Source organism: Streptomyces sp. NPDC001828 (genome assembly GCF_042892175.1).
In the GTDB taxonomy this organism is placed as follows: Bacteria; Actinomycetota; Actinomycetes; order Streptomycetales; family Streptomycetaceae; genus Streptomyces.
Genome location: NZ_JBIATV010000020.1, coordinates 81477 through 101037, shown reverse-complemented (window position 1 = coordinate 101037; position 19561 = coordinate 81477). Strand labels below are relative to the sequence as shown.

At 73.4% G+C, this 19561-nt stretch carries 18 protein-coding genes and 1 tRNA gene; 16 read left to right on the top strand and 3 right to left on the bottom strand.

Features of this window, described 5'->3' with window-relative positions; translation table 11 throughout:
• Positions 1-448: 448 nt before the first annotated feature.
• Complete coding sequence (locus ACFYZA_RS38020) at positions 449-1783, top strand: choice-of-anchor A family protein (RefSeq protein ID WP_382592177.1); 1335 nt, start codon at positions 449-451, stop codon at positions 1781-1783.
• A 6-nt stretch (positions 1784-1789) separates the two neighbouring features.
• On the opposite strand, the gene ACFYZA_RS38015 is transcribed toward ACFYZA_RS38020, so the two are convergent.
• Together ACFYZA_RS38015 and ACFYZA_RS38010 are read right to left on the bottom strand one after the other, a co-directional pair.
• Positions 1790-2290 carry a heme-degrading domain-containing protein gene (locus ACFYZA_RS38015; RefSeq protein ID WP_382592285.1) on the bottom strand — a complete coding sequence of 167 codons (501 nt, stop codon included), beginning with the start codon at positions 2288-2290 and terminating at the stop codon, positions 1790-1792.
• A 62-nt stretch (positions 2291-2352) separates the two neighbouring features.
• Positions 2353-3438, bottom strand: a complete 1086-nt coding sequence (locus ACFYZA_RS38010) for a Gfo/Idh/MocA family oxidoreductase (protein WP_388494872.1) — start codon at positions 3436-3438, stop codon at positions 2353-2355.
• A gap of 68 nt (positions 3439-3506) precedes the next feature.
• Here ACFYZA_RS38010 and ACFYZA_RS38005 point away from each other — a divergent pair, with 68 nt between their 5' ends.
• From ACFYZA_RS38005 to ACFYZA_RS37945, 13 genes are all read left to right on the top strand, one after another.
• On the top strand, positions 3507-4607 hold the full coding sequence (locus tag ACFYZA_RS38005; RefSeq protein ID WP_388494871.1) for an ROK family protein: 1101 nt from the start codon (positions 3507-3509) through the stop codon (positions 4605-4607).
• Positions 4608-4954: 347 nt separating this feature from the next.
• Complete coding sequence (locus ACFYZA_RS38000) at positions 4955-5746, top strand: hypothetical protein (RefSeq protein ID WP_382592185.1); 792 nt, start codon at positions 4955-4957, stop codon at positions 5744-5746.
• Positions 5747-6036: 290 nt separating this feature from the next.
• Positions 6037-6759 carry a GntR family transcriptional regulator gene (locus ACFYZA_RS37995; RefSeq protein ID WP_382592288.1) on the top strand — a complete coding sequence of 241 codons (723 nt, stop codon included), beginning with the start codon at positions 6037-6039 and terminating at the stop codon, positions 6757-6759.
• A gap of 144 nt (positions 6760-6903) precedes the next feature.
• Positions 6904-8034, top strand: coding sequence for a TIGR03364 family FAD-dependent oxidoreductase (locus tag ACFYZA_RS37990; protein WP_388494870.1), 1131 nt, complete (start codon positions 6904-6906; stop codon positions 8032-8034).
• Between the two features lie 14 nt (positions 8035-8048).
• A complete protein-coding gene (locus ACFYZA_RS37985; protein WP_388494869.1) occupies positions 8049-8762 on the top strand; it encodes a phosphonatase-like hydrolase in 714 nt (237 codons plus the stop codon).
• The gene (locus ACFYZA_RS37980; RefSeq protein ID WP_382592194.1) at positions 8759-9853 is read left to right on the top strand and encodes an ABC transporter ATP-binding protein; all 1095 of its coding nucleotides are present in this window, start codon (positions 8759-8761) and stop codon (positions 9851-9853) included. The genes ACFYZA_RS37985 and ACFYZA_RS37980 overlap by 4 nt, the downstream gene beginning before the upstream one ends.
• A 124-nt stretch (positions 9854-9977) precedes the next feature.
• Positions 9978-10793, top strand: a complete 816-nt coding sequence (locus ACFYZA_RS37975; protein ID WP_382592291.1) for a 2-aminoethylphosphonate ABC transporter permease subunit — start codon at positions 9978-9980, stop codon at positions 10791-10793.
• On the top strand, positions 10780-11577 hold the full coding sequence (locus tag ACFYZA_RS37970; protein WP_382592197.1) for an ABC transporter permease: 798 nt from the start codon (positions 10780-10782) through the stop codon (positions 11575-11577). Before ACFYZA_RS37975 ends, ACFYZA_RS37970 begins: the two co-directional genes overlap by 14 nt.
• A gap of 82 nt (positions 11578-11659) precedes the next feature.
• Positions 11660-12736, top strand: a complete 1077-nt coding sequence (locus ACFYZA_RS37965; protein ID WP_382592199.1) for a 2-aminoethylphosphonate ABC transporter substrate-binding protein — start codon at positions 11660-11662, stop codon at positions 12734-12736.
• A 150-nt stretch (positions 12737-12886) separates the two neighbouring features.
• Positions 12887-13666, top strand: a complete 780-nt coding sequence (locus ACFYZA_RS37960; protein ID WP_100578538.1) for an HAD-IIA family hydrolase — start codon at positions 12887-12889, stop codon at positions 13664-13666.
• A 102-nt stretch (positions 13667-13768) separates the two neighbouring features.
• Positions 13769-14356, top strand: coding sequence for a hypothetical protein (locus tag ACFYZA_RS37955; protein WP_382592202.1), 588 nt, complete (start codon positions 13769-13771; stop codon positions 14354-14356).
• Position 14357: 1 nt separating this feature from the next.
• The gene (locus ACFYZA_RS37950; protein ID WP_382592205.1) at positions 14358-15041 is read left to right on the top strand and encodes a class F sortase; all 684 of its coding nucleotides are present in this window, start codon (positions 14358-14360) and stop codon (positions 15039-15041) included.
• 332 nt (positions 15042-15373) lie between these two features.
• Positions 15374-16405: a glycoside hydrolase family 6 protein gene (locus ACFYZA_RS37945; protein WP_382592208.1), complete on the top strand. Its 1032-nt coding sequence runs from the start codon at positions 15374-15376 to the stop codon at positions 16403-16405.
• A 104-nt stretch (positions 16406-16509) separates the two neighbouring features.
• Here ACFYZA_RS37945 and ACFYZA_RS37940 read toward each other — a convergent pair.
• A tRNA-Lys gene (locus ACFYZA_RS37940) sits at positions 16510-16583 on the bottom strand.
• Positions 16584-16776: 193 nt separating this feature from the next.
• Here ACFYZA_RS37940 and ACFYZA_RS37935 point away from each other — a divergent pair.
• Both ACFYZA_RS37935 and ACFYZA_RS37930 read left to right on the top strand, forming a co-directional pair.
• A complete protein-coding gene (locus tag ACFYZA_RS37935; protein WP_382592211.1) occupies positions 16777-18168 on the top strand; it encodes a peptidoglycan-binding protein in 1392 nt (463 codons plus the stop codon).
• A 79-nt stretch (positions 18169-18247) separates the two neighbouring features.
• A complete protein-coding gene (locus tag ACFYZA_RS37930) occupies positions 18248-19411 on the top strand; it encodes an SPFH domain-containing protein (RefSeq protein ID WP_388494868.1) in 1164 nt (387 codons plus the stop codon).
• Positions 19412-19561: the final 150 nt, after the last annotated feature.

Below are 19561 nucleotides of genomic sequence, written 5' to 3'. Positions count from 1 at the left end.
GGGGCCCCCCCCCCCGGGGCGGTTGGGGGGGGGGGGGGGGGGGGGTGGGGGGGGGGGGGGGGGTGGGGGGGGGGGGGGGCGGGGGGGCCCCCCCGGGGCCCCCCCGGGGGGGGGGGGGGGGGGGGGGGGGGCTCGGGCCTGCGGCCCTTCGCCCCTTTCCCACCCGCCCACCCGTCCTGCCCGCTCGTGAGGCTGAGCGACCCGTGGGTGGTGCTGGTTTCGTCGGCACCCGTCCGCCGGTAGCCGTGACGCCCGCCTCGCGGCGGGCCGCCCCCGCCCTCGCCGCCCGGCTCCGCAGTGCGCCGGACGGGGGCGGCGTCGTGCGTGTCTCAGGGGAACTCCGGGATTAACTTCGCATATTGCTCCTATGCGAAATGCGCCAGGAATTGCGCCAGGGATTCGGAGACGGGCGGCCGCCGCCTCGGCCGTCGTCGTGGGGGCGGCCGTCGTGGTGGGGGGACTGGCCACGCTCGGGTTCGCCGATCCGCTGCCGGACGGGCTCGGGCCCTGCAAGGGGAGCAACTGCCCGGTCAACCCGTACCCGGATCCCAACAACGGGCCCCTCGCCGGGCGGGACAACAACATCAACATCTTCGTCGGCGGGGACTTCCTCGTGCGGCAGGCCGCCGCCGAGGCCGAGGGCAAGGTCGTCGTCCTCGGGAACTTCGACCAGCACAAGGCGGCCGGCGTCTCCCAGGTCTACAACGTGGGCGTCGCCGGAGTCGGCTCCCGCGTGCCGCCCGACAACGGCACCGCCTTCCTGACCACCGGCAAGGACGTCACCGTCGCCGCCGGGCAGCGCCTCCTCGCGGAGGAGGGCTCGGTCTCCGGGATCGTGCGCCACGGCGGCACCCTCAGCGGCACCGTCCGGCCCCGCGCCGTGCACGACCCCGACGCGGCCGCCCCCTACGCCCGGCTCAGGCCCAACCTCGCCGCCGCCAGCCACTGCTACGCCTACGTCGACGGCAAGCCGAGGGCCGCCACCGGCACCGCGAAGAACAACGGCAGCGAGACCCTGTTCACCGGGGACGGCAAATCCGCCATCCAGATCTTCAACGTCGGCTTCGACCTCGCCACCTCCGGCGGCGGTGCCCAGGGCTTCCGGTTCACGGGAATTCCCGAGGGGGCGACGGTCCTGGTCAACCTCACCGGCGCCGCGCGCGAGATCAACACCTACATGGGCATGCTCCCGCCCGCGCTGCGCGACCGGCTGCTGTGGAACTTCCCCGACGCCGGCACCGTCCGGCTGCGCGGCAGCGGGCAGTTCTCCGGCAGCGTCCTCGTCGGCAACCCCGACAGCACGACGACGGTCACGCTGCCCGGGGTCAACGGGCGCTTCTTCACGGTCGGTTCGCTCACGCACAGCTCCGTGGCCGGCGGCGGGGGCGGCCAGGAGTTCCACGCCTATCCCTTCAACGGGGACCTGCCCGGCTGCAAGGAGCCCGAGCCTCCGACGCCCACCCCCGACCCGCCGACCCCCGAGCCTCCGGACCCCACCCCCGAGCCCCCGGACCCGACGCCAGAGCCTCCGACGCCGGAACCGCCCACCCCGACCCCGCCGGACTCCGGGGGCATGAGCACGGGCGGGGACACCGGTGGGAACACCGGTGGCAGCACGGGCGGGAGCAGCGTCTCGGGCGGGGACACCGGTGGCGGTGAGCTGCCCGACACCGGGACGCCCTCCGACACCATGATCCTGGTCGGAGGGCTCGCGGTCACGCTCGTCGCGGCCGGCGGCATCACCCTCGCGGTGACCCGCAAGCCCAAGGGGCTGTGGAAGTAGCAGCCCTCAACCGGCCCGGTGGCCGGGGCCGTTGACCAGCCGGGTCAGCGCCTCGGCCACCAGCGCGTGGTCCTCCGCCTGGGGCAGGCCCGACACCGTCACCGTGCCGACGACCCCGACGCCCTCGACCGTCACGGGGTAGGAACCCCCGTGCGCGGCATGGGAGTCGGGGTCGAGGCGCGACGACTCCTCGAAGGTCGTGCCCTTGGCCCGGAAGCGGGCGCCCACCAGGAAGGACGGGGCCGCGTAGCGCTCGGCGACCCGGCGCTTGCGGTCGATCCAGGCGTCGTTGTCGGCGCTGGAGCCGGGCAGCGCGCAGCGGAACACCTGCCGGGTGCCGTGGCGTACGTCGATGGCGACCGGGGCCTCGCGCGCCACGGCCAGTTCGCGCAGCAGCAGGCCCAGGTCCCAGGCGTCGTCGTAGGTGAACTGCCGCAGAACGAGGCGCTGTTGTTCCGCCTCCAGGGCCGCCACCGGGTCCGGGGCCGGGTGCGCCGCCGGGTCCACCGCCGGGTTCGTGGCCGGGCCGGACTCCGCCGATTCCGGCTTCGCCGCCGTGTCCCGCGCCCTCACAGCGCCAGCTCCACCGTGACGCCCTCGCGGGCCGAGCGGCGGGCCGCCTCCAGGACGTCGAGCGCGGCCGCGGCCTCGTGTGCGGTGACCGGGGGTTCGCCGCCCTCGCGCAGCGCCTTCGCGATCGCCGCGTAGTACGCCGGGTAGTCGCCCGGGGCCGTTTCCACCGGGGCGCCGCCGCCGGTCAGGGGGGACTCGCCCGAGCCGAGCCGGCCCCACAGCGACTGCGGCTCCACGCCCCACGGCTCGCCCGTGCCGGGCCGCCTGCCGTCGCGCAGGGCCGCCTCCTGGGGGTCGAGGCCGTACTTCACATAGCCTGCGGCGGATCCCAACACCCGGAAGCGCGGGCCGAGTTGGGCGGTCGTCGCGCTGACGTAGAGGTGCGAGCGGACGCCTCCCGCGTGGGTGATCGCGATGAAGGTGTCGTCGTCGGCCTCGGCGCCGGGGCGGCGCACATCGGCTTCCGCGTAGACGCGAAGGGCGGGGCCGAACAGGACGAGCGCCTGGTCCACGACGTGGCTGCCCAGGTCGTAGAGCAGGCCGCCGATCTCGGACGGGTCGCCCGACTCGCGCCAGCCGCCCTTGGGCTGCGGCCGCCACCGCTCGAAGCGCGACTCGAAGCGCTGGACCTCGCCGAGCTCGCCGTCCGCGAGCAGCCGCTGGAGGGTCAGGAAGTCGTTGTCCCAGCGGCGGTTCTGGAAGACCGAGAGCAGCAGGCCGCGCTCCTCCGCGAGCGCCGCGAGGGCGCGGGCCTCGTCCGCCGTGCCGGCCAGCGGCTTGTCCACGACGACCGGCAGCCCCGCCTTGAGCGCGCCCGTCGCGATCGGGACGTGCGTCTTGTTCGGCGAGGCGATCACGACCAGGTCGAGTCCGGCGTCGTGCAGCTCCTCGGGGGAGCTCGCGAAGCGCAGCGCGTCGCCGTGCTCGGCGCGGGCCTGCGCCTGGCGCTCGGGGTTGGAGGTGACGACCGTGTCGAGGACCAGGCCCTCGGTCGCGGCGATCAGCGGGGCGTGGAAGACGGAGCCCGCAAGGCCGTAGCCCACGAGTCCCACGCGGAGGTCGTCGGTCTGGGGAGCGTTCATGGGATCCTTCATGGCATCCACTTAAGCAACGCTGTTGCCAAAGTGCAAGCAAGAGGGACAATGGGTTGGTGAACAGGAGCAATACGGGGGCGAACCTGCCGACACTGCGCAACCACAACGCCGCGCTGGTGCTCGACCTGCTGCGGGCGTCGGGGGAGGAGGGCATCAGCAGGCTGGAGCTCGCCGAGCGCACGGGGCTCACCCCACAGGCCGTCAGCAAGATCACCGGGCGGCTGCGGGACGAGGGCACGGCCACCGAGGCGGGCCGCCGCGCCTCCACCGGCGGCAAGCCGCGCACCGTGCTGAAGCTCGTTCCGTCCGCCGCGCACGCCATCGGTCTGCACCTGGACCGCGACGAGCTGACCGCCGTCCTCGTCGACCTCGCGGGCACCCTGGTCGGTGCCAGGACCGTCCCCCTCGACCTCGGCGTGGAGCCCGCCCAGGTGGTGGAGGCGGCCGCCGCCGAGGCCGAGGCGCTGACCGGCGGGCGCCGGGTGCTCGGCGTCGGCGTCGCCATGCCGGGCCCGCTGGACCACGACAGCGGGGTGCTGCACCGCGTCACCGGCTTCCCGCACTGGAACGGCTTCCCGGTGCGCGACGCGCTCGCCGAACGCCTGGGCCAGAAGGTCTTCCTGGACAAGGACACCAACGCCGCCGCCCTCGCCCTCGCCCTGCGCGCCGACAGCCGCGCGGAGTCGTTCGCGTACCTGCACCTGGGCAGCGGACTCGGCGCCGGGCTCGTGCTCGGCGGGGCGCTGCACCGCGGCGCCCGCACCGGGGCGGGCGAGTTCGGCCACCAGACGATCCTGCTCGGCGGGCCGGCGTGCGGCTGCGGCGGGCGGGGCTGTATCGAGGCCCTGTGTCTGGCCTCGGTCGCCCGTGGGGACATCGCGGCCGCGGCCCGCTTCCTGGGGGTGGGGGCCGCCAACCTCGTCGGGCTCCTGGACATCGACGCGGTGCTGCTCGGCGGCCGTAAGGTCGCGGCCGACCAGGACACCTTCGTACGGGGCGTGAACGCGGTGGTCGAGGAGCGCGCCCGGCGCGGGGGCGCCCCCGCGATCCCGGTCCGCGCGGCCGCCGGCGGGCCGCACTCCGAGGCCGAGGGCGCGGCCCAGCTCGTCCTCGTCCCCGTCTTCGGCCGCGCGAACGTGGCGTACCCGCGGTCGTAGGGCCGGGGCCCGGGGGAGCGGAGTCCGGAGGGCGGGGCCCGGGTGCTGCCGCGGAACGTCCATACGATGGGCCGATATTGGGCTGATGGGGCGGTCTTCCCGGGCCCTGGTGTTCTGCTCGGACGTGGCGGCCCGGGCGCCGGGCAGGGCCGTGGCAGGCTCGCGGATTCACGACCGGGCCCGACCGGAAGGAGCGACTCCGGACGGGCGGCGGCCCTGAACCCCGGCCCCGAAAAGCGAACCCGAGCCCCGAGCCCCGAGATCCGAGACCCGAGACCCGAGATCCGAGCCCCGAGTCCCGAACCCGGCTCCCGAACCCCGCACGCCGCGAGCAGCAAAGGCCCCTCATGCGACTGCGTACCGCCCTCGTCACCGCGGTGGCCGCCGCCACCCTCGCCCCGCTCGCGGGGGTGGCCGCGGCCGACGACGGGGGGCTTCCGCCCGGCCGCCACGACCTCGCGCCGCGCAAGCCGGTCGTCGCCGCGGCGCCCGTCGACCCGCCGCTGTCGCTGAAGCTGCCACTCTGCGCCGCCGGGACCGGTGCCGCGTTCCCCCTGGACACCAAGATCCACGGCGGGCCCGCCGAGTACCACCCGGGCGCGGACAGCCAGGCCTTCTCGCTCGACCTGACCAACACCGCGCACGAGACCTGTGACGCCGTCCACCCCGTGCTCGTCCTGGTCGACCGAGACCGCACCCTGAAGAACACCCAGCTCAAGATGGAGTTCGAGGACCCGGCGACCGGCCGCACGCACCCGGTCGCCTTCATCAGGACGGACGAGGACGAGCACATCGGCGTCTTCGACGACGGCTTCCCCGGCTTCGTCATCGCCCCGGGCAGGACGCTCACCGTGCCGGTGCGGCTCGCCTTCACCGCCGACGCCGTGCCCGACACGATCACCGCGAACGCGGCGATCGTGCAGCGCCGGGGCAACGACGGGCAGTGGGTGGGCGATTCCGGCGACTACCGCTTCGAGATCGTGCCCGAGGGCGATCTGCTGCACCAGATCGACAACGAGCTCGCCGCGACCGGCCGCGACAGCGCGCTCGCCCGCCTCGCGCTCACCGCGGCCGTCCTCCTGATCGCGGGCGCGGCCCTGGTCACGGCGTCGCGGTGGCCGCGCCCACGGCGCCGCTGAGCGGCCCGCGCGGCCCCGGCCGTTCACCTGTCCGTGCGAGCATCGACCCCGTGGAGAACCCGAACGACCCCTTGACCGGCCACCCCGAAGCGACCGGCCACCCCGAAGCGACCGGCCACCCCGAAGCGACCGGCCACCTCGAAGCGACCGGCCACCGCGAAGCGACCGGCCACCGCGAAGCGACCGGTAACCCCGAGCCGACCGGTAACCCCGGACCGACCGGGCGTCCCGAACTCGGCAGCCGCCCCGGGCCGGCGGGCTACCCCGAGAACCAGGCTCCCGGCGCCCCCATCCGCTCCGGCGTCCCGGACCATGGGCGTATCCCCAAGTACTACGCCGTCAAGGCCCAAGTGGCCCTGCTCATCGACGAGTTGGGGGAGGGTGACCCGCTGCCGACCGAGCGTGACCTGGCCCTGCGGTACGAGGTCGCCCGCGAGACGGTGCGCCAGGCGCTGCGCGAGCTGCTGCTCGAAGGGAGGCTGCGCCGTCAGGGCCGGGGCACGGTGGTGGCCGGCGCCAAACTGGAGCAGCCGCTCTCGCTGGCCAGCTACACCGAGGGCGTGCGCCGCCAGGGCCGTAAGCCCGGACGTCACCTCATCGCCCTGGAACGTTTCCCGTGCCCGCCCGCGCTCGCCGCCGAGACCGGGCTGCGACGGGGCGAGCCCGTCTGGCACATGGAGCGGGTGCTGCTCGCCGACGACGAGCGGATGGGCCTGGAGAGCACGTACGCGTCGGTGGCCCGGCTGCCGGACCTGGACAGGGACTTCCACCCGGACTCCTCCTTCTACGCCTATCTGCGCGACCGGCTCGGCCTCACGCTCGGCGACGTGGACGAACGCATCGAGACCGTGCTCGCGACGCCGCGCGAGGCGCTGCTCATCGGGACGCCGCCGGCGCTGCCGATGCTGCTCATTCACCGGGTCTCGCGGGATGCGGAGGGGGCTCCGCTGGAGCGGGTCCGGACGCTGTACCGGGGGGACCGGTTCTCCTTCACGACCCACCTGGGCCGGTAGGGCCCCACCGGCGGGCCGTCCGCCGGCACCTTCGCCGGAAAGTAACGAGAAGATAACGGGTCTAGTCCAAGCTTGGGGGCCCGTTCACCGTCCCGTTGCCATCCGGACCGGCGCGGGACACCCGTCCCGAGGAGCGTTGCCGCCGTGAGAGTCATCGTCGTTGGAGCCGGCGTGGTGGGAACCATGCACGCCTGGCACGCAGTGGAACGCGGCCACGAGGTCGTACACATCGAGCGCGAGAGCGAGGCGCGCGGGGCCTCGCTCCGCAACTTCGGCCAGATATGGGTCAGCGGCCGGGCCGGCGGCGAGGAGCTGGAGACCGCCCTGCGCGCCCGCGAGCTGTGGGAGGGGATCGGCGAGCGCGTCCCCGGGCTCGGCTTCCGGCCCAACGGCTCGCTGACTCCGCTGCGCACCGACCTCGAACTGGCCGTCGCCGAGGCCGCGTTGGCCCGCGAGGACGCGGCCGCCCGAGGCTACAAGCTCCTCAGCGCCGCTGAGGCCCGCGCCCTCAACCCCGCCCTGCGCGGCGATTTCGCGGCCGCCCTGTGGTGCGAGCGCGACGCGGCCGTCGAGCCCCGCACCGCCCAACTCGCCCTCAAGGCAGAGCTGTTGGCGTCCGGCCGGTACACCTTCCTGGGTGGCCGGGAAGTCCGCGAGGTCATCGAGGGAGCGAACGCGAGCGCGGTCCGCGACGACCACGGCGATGTGCACACCGGTGACACGGTCGTCCTGTGCACGGGCGCCTGGCTCGGCGGACTCGTCCGCGAACTCGCCCCCGAGCTGCCCGTGCGGCGCGTACGCCTCCAGATGATGCAGACCGCACCGCTCGGCGAAGCGCTCACCACCTCCATCGCCGACGCCGACAGCTTCCGCTACTACCCGGCGTACGCGAGCGAGGCCCTGGACGCGCTGAACACCGAGCAGGCCCAGGCGGCGACCGCCGCCGCGCACAAGATGCAGCTCCTCATGGTGCAGCGCGCGGACGGCGGCCTGACCATCGGCGACACCCACGAGTACGAGCACCCCTTCGCCTTCGACGTGCTGGAGGAGCCGTACGAGCACCTCGTCGGGGTCGTCGAGTCCTTCCTCGGCCGGCCGCTGCCCAGGATCCAGCGCCGCTGGGCCGGGGTCTACGCCCAGTGCACCGACACCTCGCGCGTGGTGCACCGCCAGCAGGTGCGGGACGGGGTGTGGCTCGTGACCGGGCCGGGCGGACGCGGCATGACCTGCTCGCCCGCCATCGCCGAGCAGACCGCCAACGAGCTGAACTGGTAAGGGAGTCGACCTCTATGACCACGAACAACCCGATGACCGCCTACGGCCTGATCGTGCTCGACATGGCGGGCACCACCGTCGCCGACGGCGGACTCGTCGAGCGGGCCTTCGCGAGCGCCGCCGACCGCCTCGGCGTCGAGCCCGGCTCCGCCGAGCACGCCACCATGCTCGACTACGTCCGCGCCACCATGGGCGAGTCCAAGATCTCCGTCTTCCGTCACCTCTTCGGCGACGAGGCCAAGGCGCAGAACGCCAACGCCGCCTTCGAGGAGGCGTACGGGACGCTCGTCGACGGCGGGCTCATCGCCCCCGTCCCGGGTGCCCGCGAGGCGATCGAGCGGCTCACGGCCGAGGGCCGGACCGTGGTCCTGTCCACCGGGTTCGCCCGCGTCACCCAGGACGCGATCCTCAAGGCGCTCGGCTGGCAGGACCTCGTGCCGCTCACCCTGTGCCCGGCCGACGCGGGCGGGCGCGGGCGCCCCTACCCCGACATGGTGCTCAGCGCCTTCCTGCGCACCGGTGCCGTCGACTCGGTGCGCGACATCGCGGTCGCGGGCGACACCTCGTACGACATGCTCAGCGGCGTACGCTCCGGCGCGGGCATCGTGGCCGGCGTCCTGACCGGGGCCCACGACAAGGAAGCCCTCGCCACGGCGGGCGCCACGCATGTGCTCGGCTCCATCGCCGAACTCCCAGACGTGATAGCAGAGTTGGAGGCCGGCGAGTGAGCGGCGCCGCCCCGCCGAGCGCCGTCCCGCCCGGCGCCCCACGCAGCGGCATCCGCTTCGACGGCGTCACCGTCGCCTACCACGGCAACGTCGTGCTCGACTCGCTCGACCTCACCGTCGAGCCCGGCGAGGTCATGGCGCTGCTCGGCCCCTCCGGTTCCGGCAAGACCACCGCCCTGCGCGCAGTCGCCGGGTTCGTCCAGCCGGTGCGCGGACGGGTGTTCATCGGCGACCGCGACGTGACCGGTCTGCCGCCCCACCAGCGGGGCATCGGCATGGTCGTCCAGCAGTACGCCCTGTTCCCGCACATGCGGGTCGAGGACAACGTCGCCTTCGGCCTCAAGGCCCAGAAGGTGCCCAAGGGGCAGATCCCCGGTCGGGTCGCCGAGGCCCTGGCGATGACCGGCATGGACAGCTACGCCAAGCGCTACCCGCGCGAGCTGTCCGGCGGCCAGCAGCAGCGCGTCGCCATCGCCCGCGCGCTCGCCATCCGCCCCGACGTCCTGCTCCTCGACGAGCCGCTCTCCGCGCTCGACGCCCAGCTGCGCTCCGGCATGCTGACCGAACTCGCACGTCTGCACCGCGAGTTGCCCGACGTCTCCATCCTGTACGTCACCCACGACCAGGTCGAGGCGCTCACCCTGGCGGACCGCATCGCCGTCATGGACCGGGCCCGCCTCCAGGACTGCGGCACGCCGCAGGACCTCTACCGGCGGCCCCGTACGGAGTTCACGGCGTCGTTCGTCGGCAACGCCAACCTCCTTCCGGTACGGGTGGGTTCGGGATCCGTGCTGTTCGGCGGGACGGAACTCGCCGTCGCCACGGACGAGGCGGTCTGGGGCGCGACGGCCACGCTGTGCGTGCGGCCGCACCTGGTCGGGCTCGGGGCCGGCCCCAACGCGTTGCGCGGGAAGGTCGCGGAGGTGCAGTGGCGGGGGTCCACGCACCGGCTGTACGTCGATGTCGCCGGGCACCGCGTGAAGGCGGACGTCCGCGAACTCAGGGTCACCCCGGCCCTCGGCGACGAGGTCACCCTCAACTTCGCGGCAGAGGACGCGGTACTGCTGGCCGCGGGGGTCGGCGGTGAGTAGGGGTACGGGGCTGGGCAGTGTCCCGGCACCGGGGGGTGCGCCCGCCCTTCCCGCCCCGCGGGACGACCGCCCACAGCAGGGGAAGGGGAGGCCCCCGCGGCGTGAGGGAGCGCGTTCGCGTCAACTGCCCACCCTGCTATGGGCCCTGCCACCCGTTCTGATCCTCGCCGCAGTCTTCCTCTACCCCCTCGCCCTCGTCGTCCAGCAGTCCCTCTCGCCGGACTCCGGCGGCACCTCCCTCCAGCCCTATACGGACGTGTTCGCCTCCGCCGCCTTCCGGGAGGCGCTCGGCACCACCGTGTGGCTGGCGGTCGGGGCGACCGCGGGGTGTCTCGTGCTCGGGTTCGTGCTCGCGCTCGTCATCGCGTTCGTGCCGTTCCCCGGCGGGAAGGCCGTGGCGAAGTTCATCGACGTGTTCCTGTCCTTCCCCTCGTTCCTGATCACCCTCGCCCTGCTGTTCGTCTACGGCACGGTCGGCATGGCCAACGGGGTGTGGACGGACGTCACCGGCGCGCACACCGGGCCCTTCCAGTTCCTGACCACGCCGTGGGGCGTGCTGCTCGCCGAGATCACGTACTTCACGCCGTTCGTGATGCGCCCGCTGCTCGCCGCGTTCTCCCAACTGGACACCGCGCAGCTGGAAGTGGCGTCCTCGCTCGGCGCGCGGCCGGCCAGGATCGTGCGGCGGGTGATCCTGCCCGAGGCGCTGCCCGCGCTCGCGGCGGGCGGCTCGCTGGTCCTGGTGATGTGCCTCAACGAGTTCGGCATCGTCCTCTTCACCGGCGCCAAGGGCGTCACCACGCTGCCCATGCTCGTCTACAGCAAGGCGATCCTGGAGTCCGACTACCCGGCCGCCTGTGTCGTCGCCGTCGTCAACATCGTGATCTCCGTGGGCCTTTACGGCCTCTACCGGGTGGTGAGCCGTCGTGTTGGTGCATAGCCGGGGCGGCCGCTGGGCCACCTGGACCGTCTTCTTCGCCCTGTTCCTGCCCGTCTTCGCGCTGCCGCTGCTCGTCGTCGTGGCCGCGTCGTTCGCCACGAACTGGTCCGGCGCCTTCCCGTCCGGGTTCACCACCGGGCACTACGGCGCCGCGACCACCGGCGACTCGCTCCAGGCGCTCACCACCAGCCTGGTCACCGCGCTCACGGCGAGCGTCCTCGCGCTGACCGTCGGCGCGTGGGCGGCCCTCGCCGCGGCCGCCTTGAAGAAGGGCGGACGGCGGTTCATGGACGCCCTGTTCGTGCTGCCGGTCGCCGTGCCGTCGGTGGTCGTCGGCCTCGCCGTCCTCGTCGCGTTCTCCAAGCCGCCGGTACTGCTCAACGGGACGCGCTGGATCGTGATCCTGGCGCACACCGTTCTTGTCATGGCGTTCGCCTACCAGTCGGTTTCGGCTGCCATCGTGCGGCTCGACCCGATGTACGAGCAGGCCGCCGCCAGTCTCGGCGCCCGGCCGCTGCTGGTGCTCCTGCGGGTGAAACTGCCACTGCTCCTGCCGTCCCTGACGGCGGCGGCCGGGCTCTGCTTCGCCCTGTCCATGGGCGAGTTGAGCGCCACGATGATGCTCTACCCGCCGGACTGGACCCCGCTCCCGGTGCAGATCTTCGCGGCCTCCGACCGCGGCTCCCTGTTCACCGGCGCGGCGGTCGCGGTGGTCCTGATGGGCACGACGCTGCTCGTCCTGCTCGCGGTCTCCCGCATCCGTACCAAAGCCTCCTTCCGCTGAACCGCCGCGTCATGGGCGGAACCCGGCCCGACCTCCCGAACCCCCGCTGACCGTCCCGAGAACCTCAGGAGTCCCGAACGTCATGCACAGAAACACCCTCACCACGCTCAAGCCGGTCGCCGCCGTCGCCGGCAGCCTCGCCCTCGCCGCCACCCTGTCCGGCTGCGGCGGCGACTCCTCGGCCGACTCCAACGCCAAGACCGTCACCGTGTACAGCGCCGACGGCCTCAAGGGCGAGAAGGGCGACGGCTGGTACGACCAGGTCTTCAAGGACTTCGAGGCGAAGACCGGCATCAAGGTCAAGTACGTCGAGGGCGGCTCCGGCGAGATGGTGCAGCGCGCGGTCCGCGAGAAGTCCAACACCCAGGCGGACGTGCTCGTCACCCTGCCGCCGTTCATCCAGCAGGCCGAGGGCAAGGGGCTGCTGCAGAAGTACGTGCCGGCCGGCGCGGACAAGGTGGACAGCGGCGCCAAGTCGCCCGACGGCACCTGGACGTCGGTCGTGAACAACTACTTCGGGTTCATCTACAACAAGAAGGACCTCAAGGAGGCCCCCAGGAACTGGGACGACCTCCTCGACGCCAAGTACAAGAACAAGATCCAGTACTCCACGCCGGGCGTCGCGGGCGACGGCACCGCGCTCGTCATCAAGGCCATGCACGACTTCGGCGGCAAGGAAGCCGCGATGGAGTACCTGCGCAAGCTCCAGGCCAACAACGTCGGCCCGTCCGCCTCCACCGGCAAGCTCGCGCCCAAGGTCGACAAGGGCGAGCTGCTCGCCGCCAACGGCGATGTGCAGATGAACTACGCCCAGTCCAAGACCATGCCCAACCTGGGCATCTGGTTCCCCGGCACGGCCGGCGGCACCAAGCCCTCCTCGTTCGGACTGCCCTACGCGGCCGGTCTGGTCAGCAAGGCCCCGCACAGCGCCAACGGCAAGAAGCTCCTGGACTTCATGCTGAGCGAGCAGGCCCAGAAGCAGGTCAGCGAGATCGGCGGCGGCTTCGCGGCCCGCACCGACATCAAGGCCACCGACGCGAACGCGGTCGCGCTCGGCAAGCTGATGCAGGGCGTCGACGTCTTCCAGCCGGACTGGATGGACATCTCCAAGAACCTGCCGGCGTACGTGGACGCCTGGAAGAGCGCCACCGGAAGCTGAGCGGAAGTCCGCCAGGAGATCGACCAGGTCAGGATCGCCGGTTCCTGACTAGGCTGGGGGCGCCGGCAACGCACAGTGCGGTGCGCCGGTGTCCCCAGCTGATAGCTCATCAGCGCGAGAAGACCGCGCAGAACGCAGGAGTCCGCACCCATGGCAGAGCGCAAGCCGATCGAATCCTGGCTCACCGACATGGACGGTGTCCTCATTCACGAGGGCACCCCCATCCCCGGTGCGGACGCCTTCCTCAAGACGCTGAAGGAGTCGGGCCGCCCCTTCCTCGTCCTGACCAACAACTCGATCTACACCCCGCGCGACCTGCACGCACGCCTGATGCGCATGGGCCTGGACGTGCCCGTGGAGAACATCTGGACCTCGGCGCTCGCCACCGCGAAGTTCCTCGACGACCAGCGGCCCGGCGGCACCGCCTACGTCATCGGCGAGGCGGGCCTGACCACCGCGCTGCACGACATCGGCTACGTCCTGACCGACCACGAGCCGGACTACGTGGTGCTCGGCGAGACCCGTACGTACAGCTTCGAGGCGCTCACCAAGGCGATCCGGCTGATCAACGCCGGGGCCCGGTTCATCTGCACCAACCCGGACGAGACCGGACCGAGCCAGGAGGGCCCGCTGCCCGCCACCGGCGCGGTCGCCGCCCTCATCACCAAGGCGACCGGCAAGAAGCCGTACTTCGCGGGCAAGCCCAACCCGCTGATGATGCGCACCGGCCTCAACGCGATCGGCGCGCACTCCGAGACCAGCGCCATGATCGGCGACCGGATGGACACCGACGTGCTGGCCGGCCTGGAGGCGGGCATGCAGACGTTCCTGGTCCTGACCGGCCTGACCCGGCCGGAGGACGTGGAGTCCTACCCCTTCCGCCCGTCCAAGATCGTCGACTCGATCGCCGACCTGGTGAAGCTGGTCTGACCCCTCGGGGGCGGGCGGCTGTGGACCATCCGGCCCAGTCGCCACGCCCTCGGGATGCGGAATGCGGGGCAAGCCGTGAATCTCGGTTACAGGAGGTTCACGATGCGCATCCGTCCCATCACATTCTGTGCGGCCACCATGGCCGCCGCCGCCCTGACCGTGCTGCCCGCGTCCCCCGCGGTGGCCGAGTCCGAGCCGCACGGATCGGTGCGGGTGACCCCGAGCACCACGGCCCCCGGCGGGGAGGTGGATCTGCGGGTCAGCGTGTGCGGCGGCCGCGAGGCGGTCGGCACGTCCGACGCCTTCGTCTCGGAGGCCCGCTTCACGCCCGCCGCGGACGGCGGTCTCTACGCGCAGGCCCGTATCCGTTCGGATGCGCAGGACCGCGACTACGACATCTGGGTCAACTGCAAGGACAGCTCGGGCAAGGCGAGCGGCCGGCTCACCGTGGTGCACGGTCGCGACCACGACCGTGACCACGACCGCGATCACGACCGCGACTGGGACCACTCCCGCCCGTACCGGCCCGTGCACGCGGGCGGCGGCGGAGCGGCGACGCTCGCCGCCAACGAGGCCAAGGAGCAGGGCCCCGGCACCCGCCACGCGGTGATCGGCCTCGCGCTCGCGGCGGTCGCGGCGGTGGCCGTGGCGTCCCGCAGCGTGCGGCGCCGGCGCGGCGGCGGCGACTGACATGTCCTCGGCGCGGGGCAGTGGGCGGCTCGTCACCGGCCTCGCCTGGGCCGTGCTGCTGCTCGGCCTGTGGCTGTGGGGCCGGGACGTCAGCGACGGGCCCGGCGGTACGTCGGGGCCCACCACCGGTGACATCGCCGCGGTGGGCCGGCCGCTCGGCGTGCCGCTGCCGCCGGCCCACGATCCCCTCAAGGGCGCGGCGCCGCAGCGGGTGGAGGTCCCTTCCATAGGCATCGCCGCGCCGGTAGTGCGGCGCGGCCTGGACGGCGACGGCGCGGTCGACCCGCCGCCGTACACCACCCCGAACACGGTCGGCTGGTACGTCGACGGGCCCCGGCCCGGCGAGGCGGGCGCCGCCCTCCTGGTCGGGCACGTGGACACCGAGAGCAAACCCGCCGTGTTCTACGGCCTGAGCGCGGCCCGCCCCGGCGCCCGCGTGAAGGTGACCGGCTCCGACGGCACGGTCGCCGAGTTCACCATCGACGACGTACAGGTCTTCCCGCGCAGCCACTTCGACGCGGCGAAGGTGTACGGGCCCCGGCAGCGGGGCCGGGCCGAACTCCGCCTGATCACCTGCGGCGGAACGTACGACCGCACGACCAAGTCGTACACCGCGAACGTGGTGGTCTCGGCCTATCTGACCGACGCGAGGGAAGCGGCCCCTTCGAAGCCGCCGAAGCCCTGACCGCCCCGCGCGGGACGCCGGGCCCCGAACTCCGGCGGCCGGCGGCCACCGGGCCCGGCCGACGGCCCGCTACCCCCGAAGCCGCCGACCGGGCTGGTCCTCGACCGCCGGTGCGCGAGCCGCGGGAGAAGCCCGGCGCCGCCGCGGGAGGTTCAGTTGAGCCGGCAGGCCGCGAGGCGACCGGGGCTGGGGTCGACCACTTCACTCTAAAACCGCGGCACACCCCGGGCCTAGGCCCAGATAACGCCAAGTCGCCTTGTGAACGCGCTGAGTTGAGAAGGCTCCGCGTCCGCACGGCGAGCGATGTACGCGAACCGGTCAAGGGGACGTTGATGCGAGGGAGTTGGCGGAGGCGGGCGATGCGGGCCGGTGTGCCGGGCGTCGCCCTGGCCCTGGTGGCCGTGGGCTGCGGCGCTTCGGGCGGCGGTCCCGCGCCGACCGCGAGCGACAGCCAGGCACCTCACGGGCAGGCACAGGCGGCCGTCTCCAGCAGCGCGTTCTGGGTCGACCCGGGCACCAACGCGGCGCGCCAGCTGGCCGCGTACACCCGTGCCGGGGACAGCCGGAAGGCCGCGCTCATCCGGAAGATCGCCGAGCAGCCGGTGGGCGAGTGGATCGGCGGACCCGGCCCCGAGGCGACCGTGCGCGGCTACACCGAGGCCGCGGCGAGGGCCGGGCGCACGGCGCTGCTCGTCCTCTACAACATCCCGCACCGCGACTGCGGCCAGTTCTCCCGGGGCGGCGCCCCCGACGGCGAGGCCTACCGCGACTGGGTCGAGCAGGTGGCCCGGGGCATCGGCGAGCGCCCCACCACCGTCGTCCTGGAGCCGGACGCCGTGCTGCACCTCGTCGACGGGTGCACCCCACAGGAGTTCCACGAGTCGCGGTACGCCCTGCTCAAGGGGGCCGTCGAGCGGCTCAAGCGGCAGCCCACGACGAAGGTGTACGTGGACGCGGGCAACGCGGGGTGGCGCTCCCCGGGGGCCCTGGACGAGCCGCTGCGGCGGGCCGGCATCCAGAGCGCCGACGGGTTCGCGGTCAACGTGTCCAACTTCCAGACCACGCGGGCGAGCCGGGAGTTCGGGCAGCGGCTCTCGGCGAAGGTCGGCGGCAAGCACTTCGTGATCGACACCAGCCGCAACGGCAACGGCCCCTACACCGAAGGCGACCCGGCCGAGAACTGGTGCAACCCGCCGGGCCGCGCCCTGGGCGAGCGCCCGACGACGGACACGGGGGGCGGCGCGGTCGACGCGTACGTCTGGGTGAAGCGGCCGGGCGAATCGGACGGCCCCTGCCGGGGCGGCCCCCCGGCCGGCGCGTGGTGGCCCGAATACGCGCTGGGCCTCGCGGGCAACACGGGCTGACGCGCCGGAGCGGGTGTCGGCACCGCCCCGAGCGGAAACGCCGACGGCCCGCCCCGGAGAACGACCGAGGCCCCTCGCGCTGAGCGAGGGGCCTCGGTGGTGCGTGCGCCGCCAGGGACTCGAACCCCGGACCCGCTGATTAAGAGTCAGCTGCTCTAACCAACTGAGCTAGCGGCGCCTGCTGACTCGGAAAACTTTACCGGACTCCGGAGGGTGGTTTTGACCAGCGCCACGCTGTCAGATGTTCGGTTTATCCGTTTCGTTCCGTCAAAATGCCCCATGTAGGGACAGTAGGGACACCTCTGTCCTGGCAGAAGTACGGAAAAGATCTCCGAAGTCTCCGAGAGCGGAACGAGCGGGAGGGGCAGCGAATGGATGCCAGTACACCGGGGCCGGTGTTCGAGGACTACGAGCCCGCCGGGGAGTGCGGCTGCCCCGGCTGCGCCGACCGGCGCCGGACGCGACTGCTCCCGGTGCGCGACGGCGGCCACCCGGCGGCGAGCGGCGGCGCCCGGCGCGCGCTGGTCGCGGCGACGGCCGCGTCGGTGGTGTTCGGCGCAGGCGCGGTGGCCGCGGCCGCCCCCGCCCCCGCGACCGGGGGCCCCGGCGCGAACCGGGCCGCCGACCCGGGGCCGCCCACCGAGCAGGGCGCCCAGAGCGGACTGCACGGCGCGCCCGGCCATTCGGCGAACAACGAGCCTCCCCAGCTGCGGTCCATCACCCGGGCCGAGATCATCAACCGGGCCAAGACCTGGGTGAGCGCCTCCGTCCCGTACAACATGGAGGCGTACTGGAGCGACGGGTACCGGCAGGACTGCTCGGGCTATGTGTCGATGGCCTGGGACCTCGGCACCAACGAGTGGACGGGGAGCCTGGCGAAGTTCGCGGTGCGGATAACTCGTGACGAGCTCCAGCCCGGCGACATCCTGCTCTTCCACAACCCGAGCAATCCCAACAAGGGCTCGCACGTCGTGATCTTCGGCGGCTGGACCGACTACACGCACAACTACTACACGGCCTACGAGCAGACCCCGCCCGGCACCCGCAAGCAGGCGACCCCGTACGCGTACTGGAAGAACTCGGCCAACTACGTGCCGTACCGGTACAAGGGGCTCGCTGCCGGAACGAGCGGCGCGGAGCCCGGCACCGCGACCGGCGCCTCCGTCGACACCGGCGCCGAGAGCGTGCCGACGGCCTTCCCCGGGGCCGCGCGGTTCGGGCCCGGCGCCAACAACATCCACGTCACCCAGCTCGGGCAGATGCTGGTGAAGCGCGGCGGCGCCCGTTTCTACACCGAGGGCCCCGGACCCCGCTGGGGCTCGGCCGACCTGAACGCGACCCGCGCCTTCCAGCAGGCCCAGGGCTGGACCGGCGCGGAGGCGGACGGGATCCCCGGCGAAGCGACCTGGGCGCTGCTCGTCCAGGGCCGGGGCAAGGACATTCCCCCCGCCACGGCCGGCTCCGCACCCATGACGCGCCCGGTCCCCGTCCCGGCCCCCGGCCCGGTCTCCGCACCGGCCAACCGGCCCGCCTATCCGGGCCCGAGCTGGTTCCGGCCCGGGCAGGACAGCTGGTACGTCACCCAGCTCGGCCGGCGGCTCGTCGAGAAGGGCTTCGGCAGGTACTACGCCTCGGGCCCCGGATCGCGCTGGGGCGAGGCCGACCGGCGCAACGTCGAGGCGTTCCAGCGGGCCCAGGGCTGGTCGGGCGCGGAGGCCGACGGCTACCCCGGCCCCGAGACCTGGCGGCGGCTCTTCGCATGACGGAGGGAGAGCCATGACGGAGGGAAGTCATGACGCAGGGAAAGTCATGACGCAGGGAACGACGGAGGGAATCACGCGCATGCACACCCCCACCCCACCCGCCCCCGACGCGCCCCGCACCCCCGCCCTCGCGGGCGCGGACACCGGGCGCCGGGTGGCCGTGATCCGCAGCGAGAACACCGCCGAGATCCCGGTCCACCTGCTGTTCCGCGACGACACCGGGCCGAACCCGGTCGTCCCCGCCCCCGAGTCGCCCGGCGCCCGCCCGGTGGTCCGGCCGCCCCAGCAGGCGGGTGCGCGCACGGTCGTCGCCGGGCCGGCCAGGCCCGCGACCCCCGTCGACCCGGGGATCGCGGAACGGCCCGGCCCGGTGGTGCCCGGCGGGGCGGCGGTCGCCGCCGGGCTGCTCGCGCTCGCGGGCTGCGCGGCGGTGATCTGGTGGACCGGAGTGCTGCCCCGGACCCTGGCCGTGCTGCTGCGTCTGCCCGTCCGCCCGTACCAGGGGATCCGGCTCGAACAGTGGGCGCTGCTCACCCTCGGGGTGAGTGTGGCGGTGGTCGCGTTCGGCGGGCTCGGCCGGGGCCGGGTCGGCTTCGCCTGGGTGCTCTCGCTGTTCGGCGACTACCGGGGCAGCGTGCGGCGCACCGGGCTGGTGTGGATCAGCCCGCTGCTCCTGCGTCGCCGGGTCGACCTGCGGCTGCGGCACTGGCGCAGCGAGCCGATGGGCGCGGTCGACGCCAACGGGACCGCGCTGCGGGTGGTGGTCCTGGTGGTGTGGCGGGTCCGGGACACCGCGCGGGCCACGCTCGCGGTCGCGGACCACGAGAGGTATCTGCGCGAGCAGGTGGAGGCGGCGATGGCCCGGGTCCTCTCGCAGCTCCCGGCCGACGCCTTCCACGAGGACGCGCCCACGCTGCGCGACGCGGAGGCCGTCGGCGGTGCGCTGACCCGGATGCTGAAGTCGGAGACGGAGCCGGTCGGCATCGAGCTGTACTCGGCGCAGCCGACCCGCATCGAGTACGCGCCCGAGGTGGCGGCGGCGATGCGCCGGCAGCGGGTCGCGGCGATCGACGCCCGGCACCGGGACGCGGTGCTGACCTCGGTGGTGGACGCGGTGGACGACACCGTGCACCGGCTGACCTCGCGGGGCCTGGTGGAGCTCGACGCGTACGAGCGCAAGGCCCTGGTGAAGGACCTGACGGTGGCCTTCTACACGGGCCGGGGTTCGGGGGAGGGCGGCTGAGGCGGGGCGGGCCGGCGCCGGTCCGGTGCGGGGGCGCCGGGCGGGGACGGGGCGAATCAGTTTCTGCGTTGGCCTGGACACGTCCAACTCCCGTCAATAATCTGGGACTTGGTCTAGACCGGAACATGAAATACCGCGCGCGTGCAGCTC

Coding starts and splice junctions, on each gene's coding strand:
- ACFYZA_RS37965 (WP_382592199.1), top strand. CDS start 11,660: ATGCACAGAAACACCCTCACCACGCTCAAGCCGGTCGCCGCCGTCGCC.
- ACFYZA_RS38000 (WP_382592185.1), top strand. CDS start 4,955: ATGCGACTGCGTACCGCCCTCGTCACCGCGGTGGCCGCCGCCACCCTC.
- ACFYZA_RS37955 (WP_382592202.1), top strand. CDS start 13,769: ATGCGCATCCGTCCCATCACATTCTGTGCGGCCACCATGGCCGCCGCC.
- ACFYZA_RS37935 (WP_382592211.1), top strand. CDS start 16,777: ATGGATGCCAGTACACCGGGGCCGGTGTTCGAGGACTACGAGCCCGCC.
- ACFYZA_RS37930 (WP_388494868.1), top strand. CDS start 18,248: ATGCACACCCCCACCCCACCCGCCCCCGACGCGCCCCGCACCCCCGCC.
- ACFYZA_RS37960 (WP_100578538.1), top strand. CDS start 12,887: ATGGCAGAGCGCAAGCCGATCGAATCCTGGCTCACCGACATGGACGGT.
- ACFYZA_RS38010 (WP_388494872.1), bottom strand. CDS start 3,438: ATGAACGCTCCCCAGACCGACGACCTCCGCGTGGGACTCGTGGGCTAC.
- ACFYZA_RS37950 (WP_382592205.1), top strand. CDS start 14,358: ATGTCCTCGGCGCGGGGCAGTGGGCGGCTCGTCACCGGCCTCGCCTGG.
- ACFYZA_RS37985 (WP_388494869.1), top strand. CDS start 8,049: ATGACCACGAACAACCCGATGACCGCCTACGGCCTGATCGTGCTCGAC.
- ACFYZA_RS37945 (WP_382592208.1), top strand. CDS start 15,374: ATGCGAGGGAGTTGGCGGAGGCGGGCGATGCGGGCCGGTGTGCCGGGC.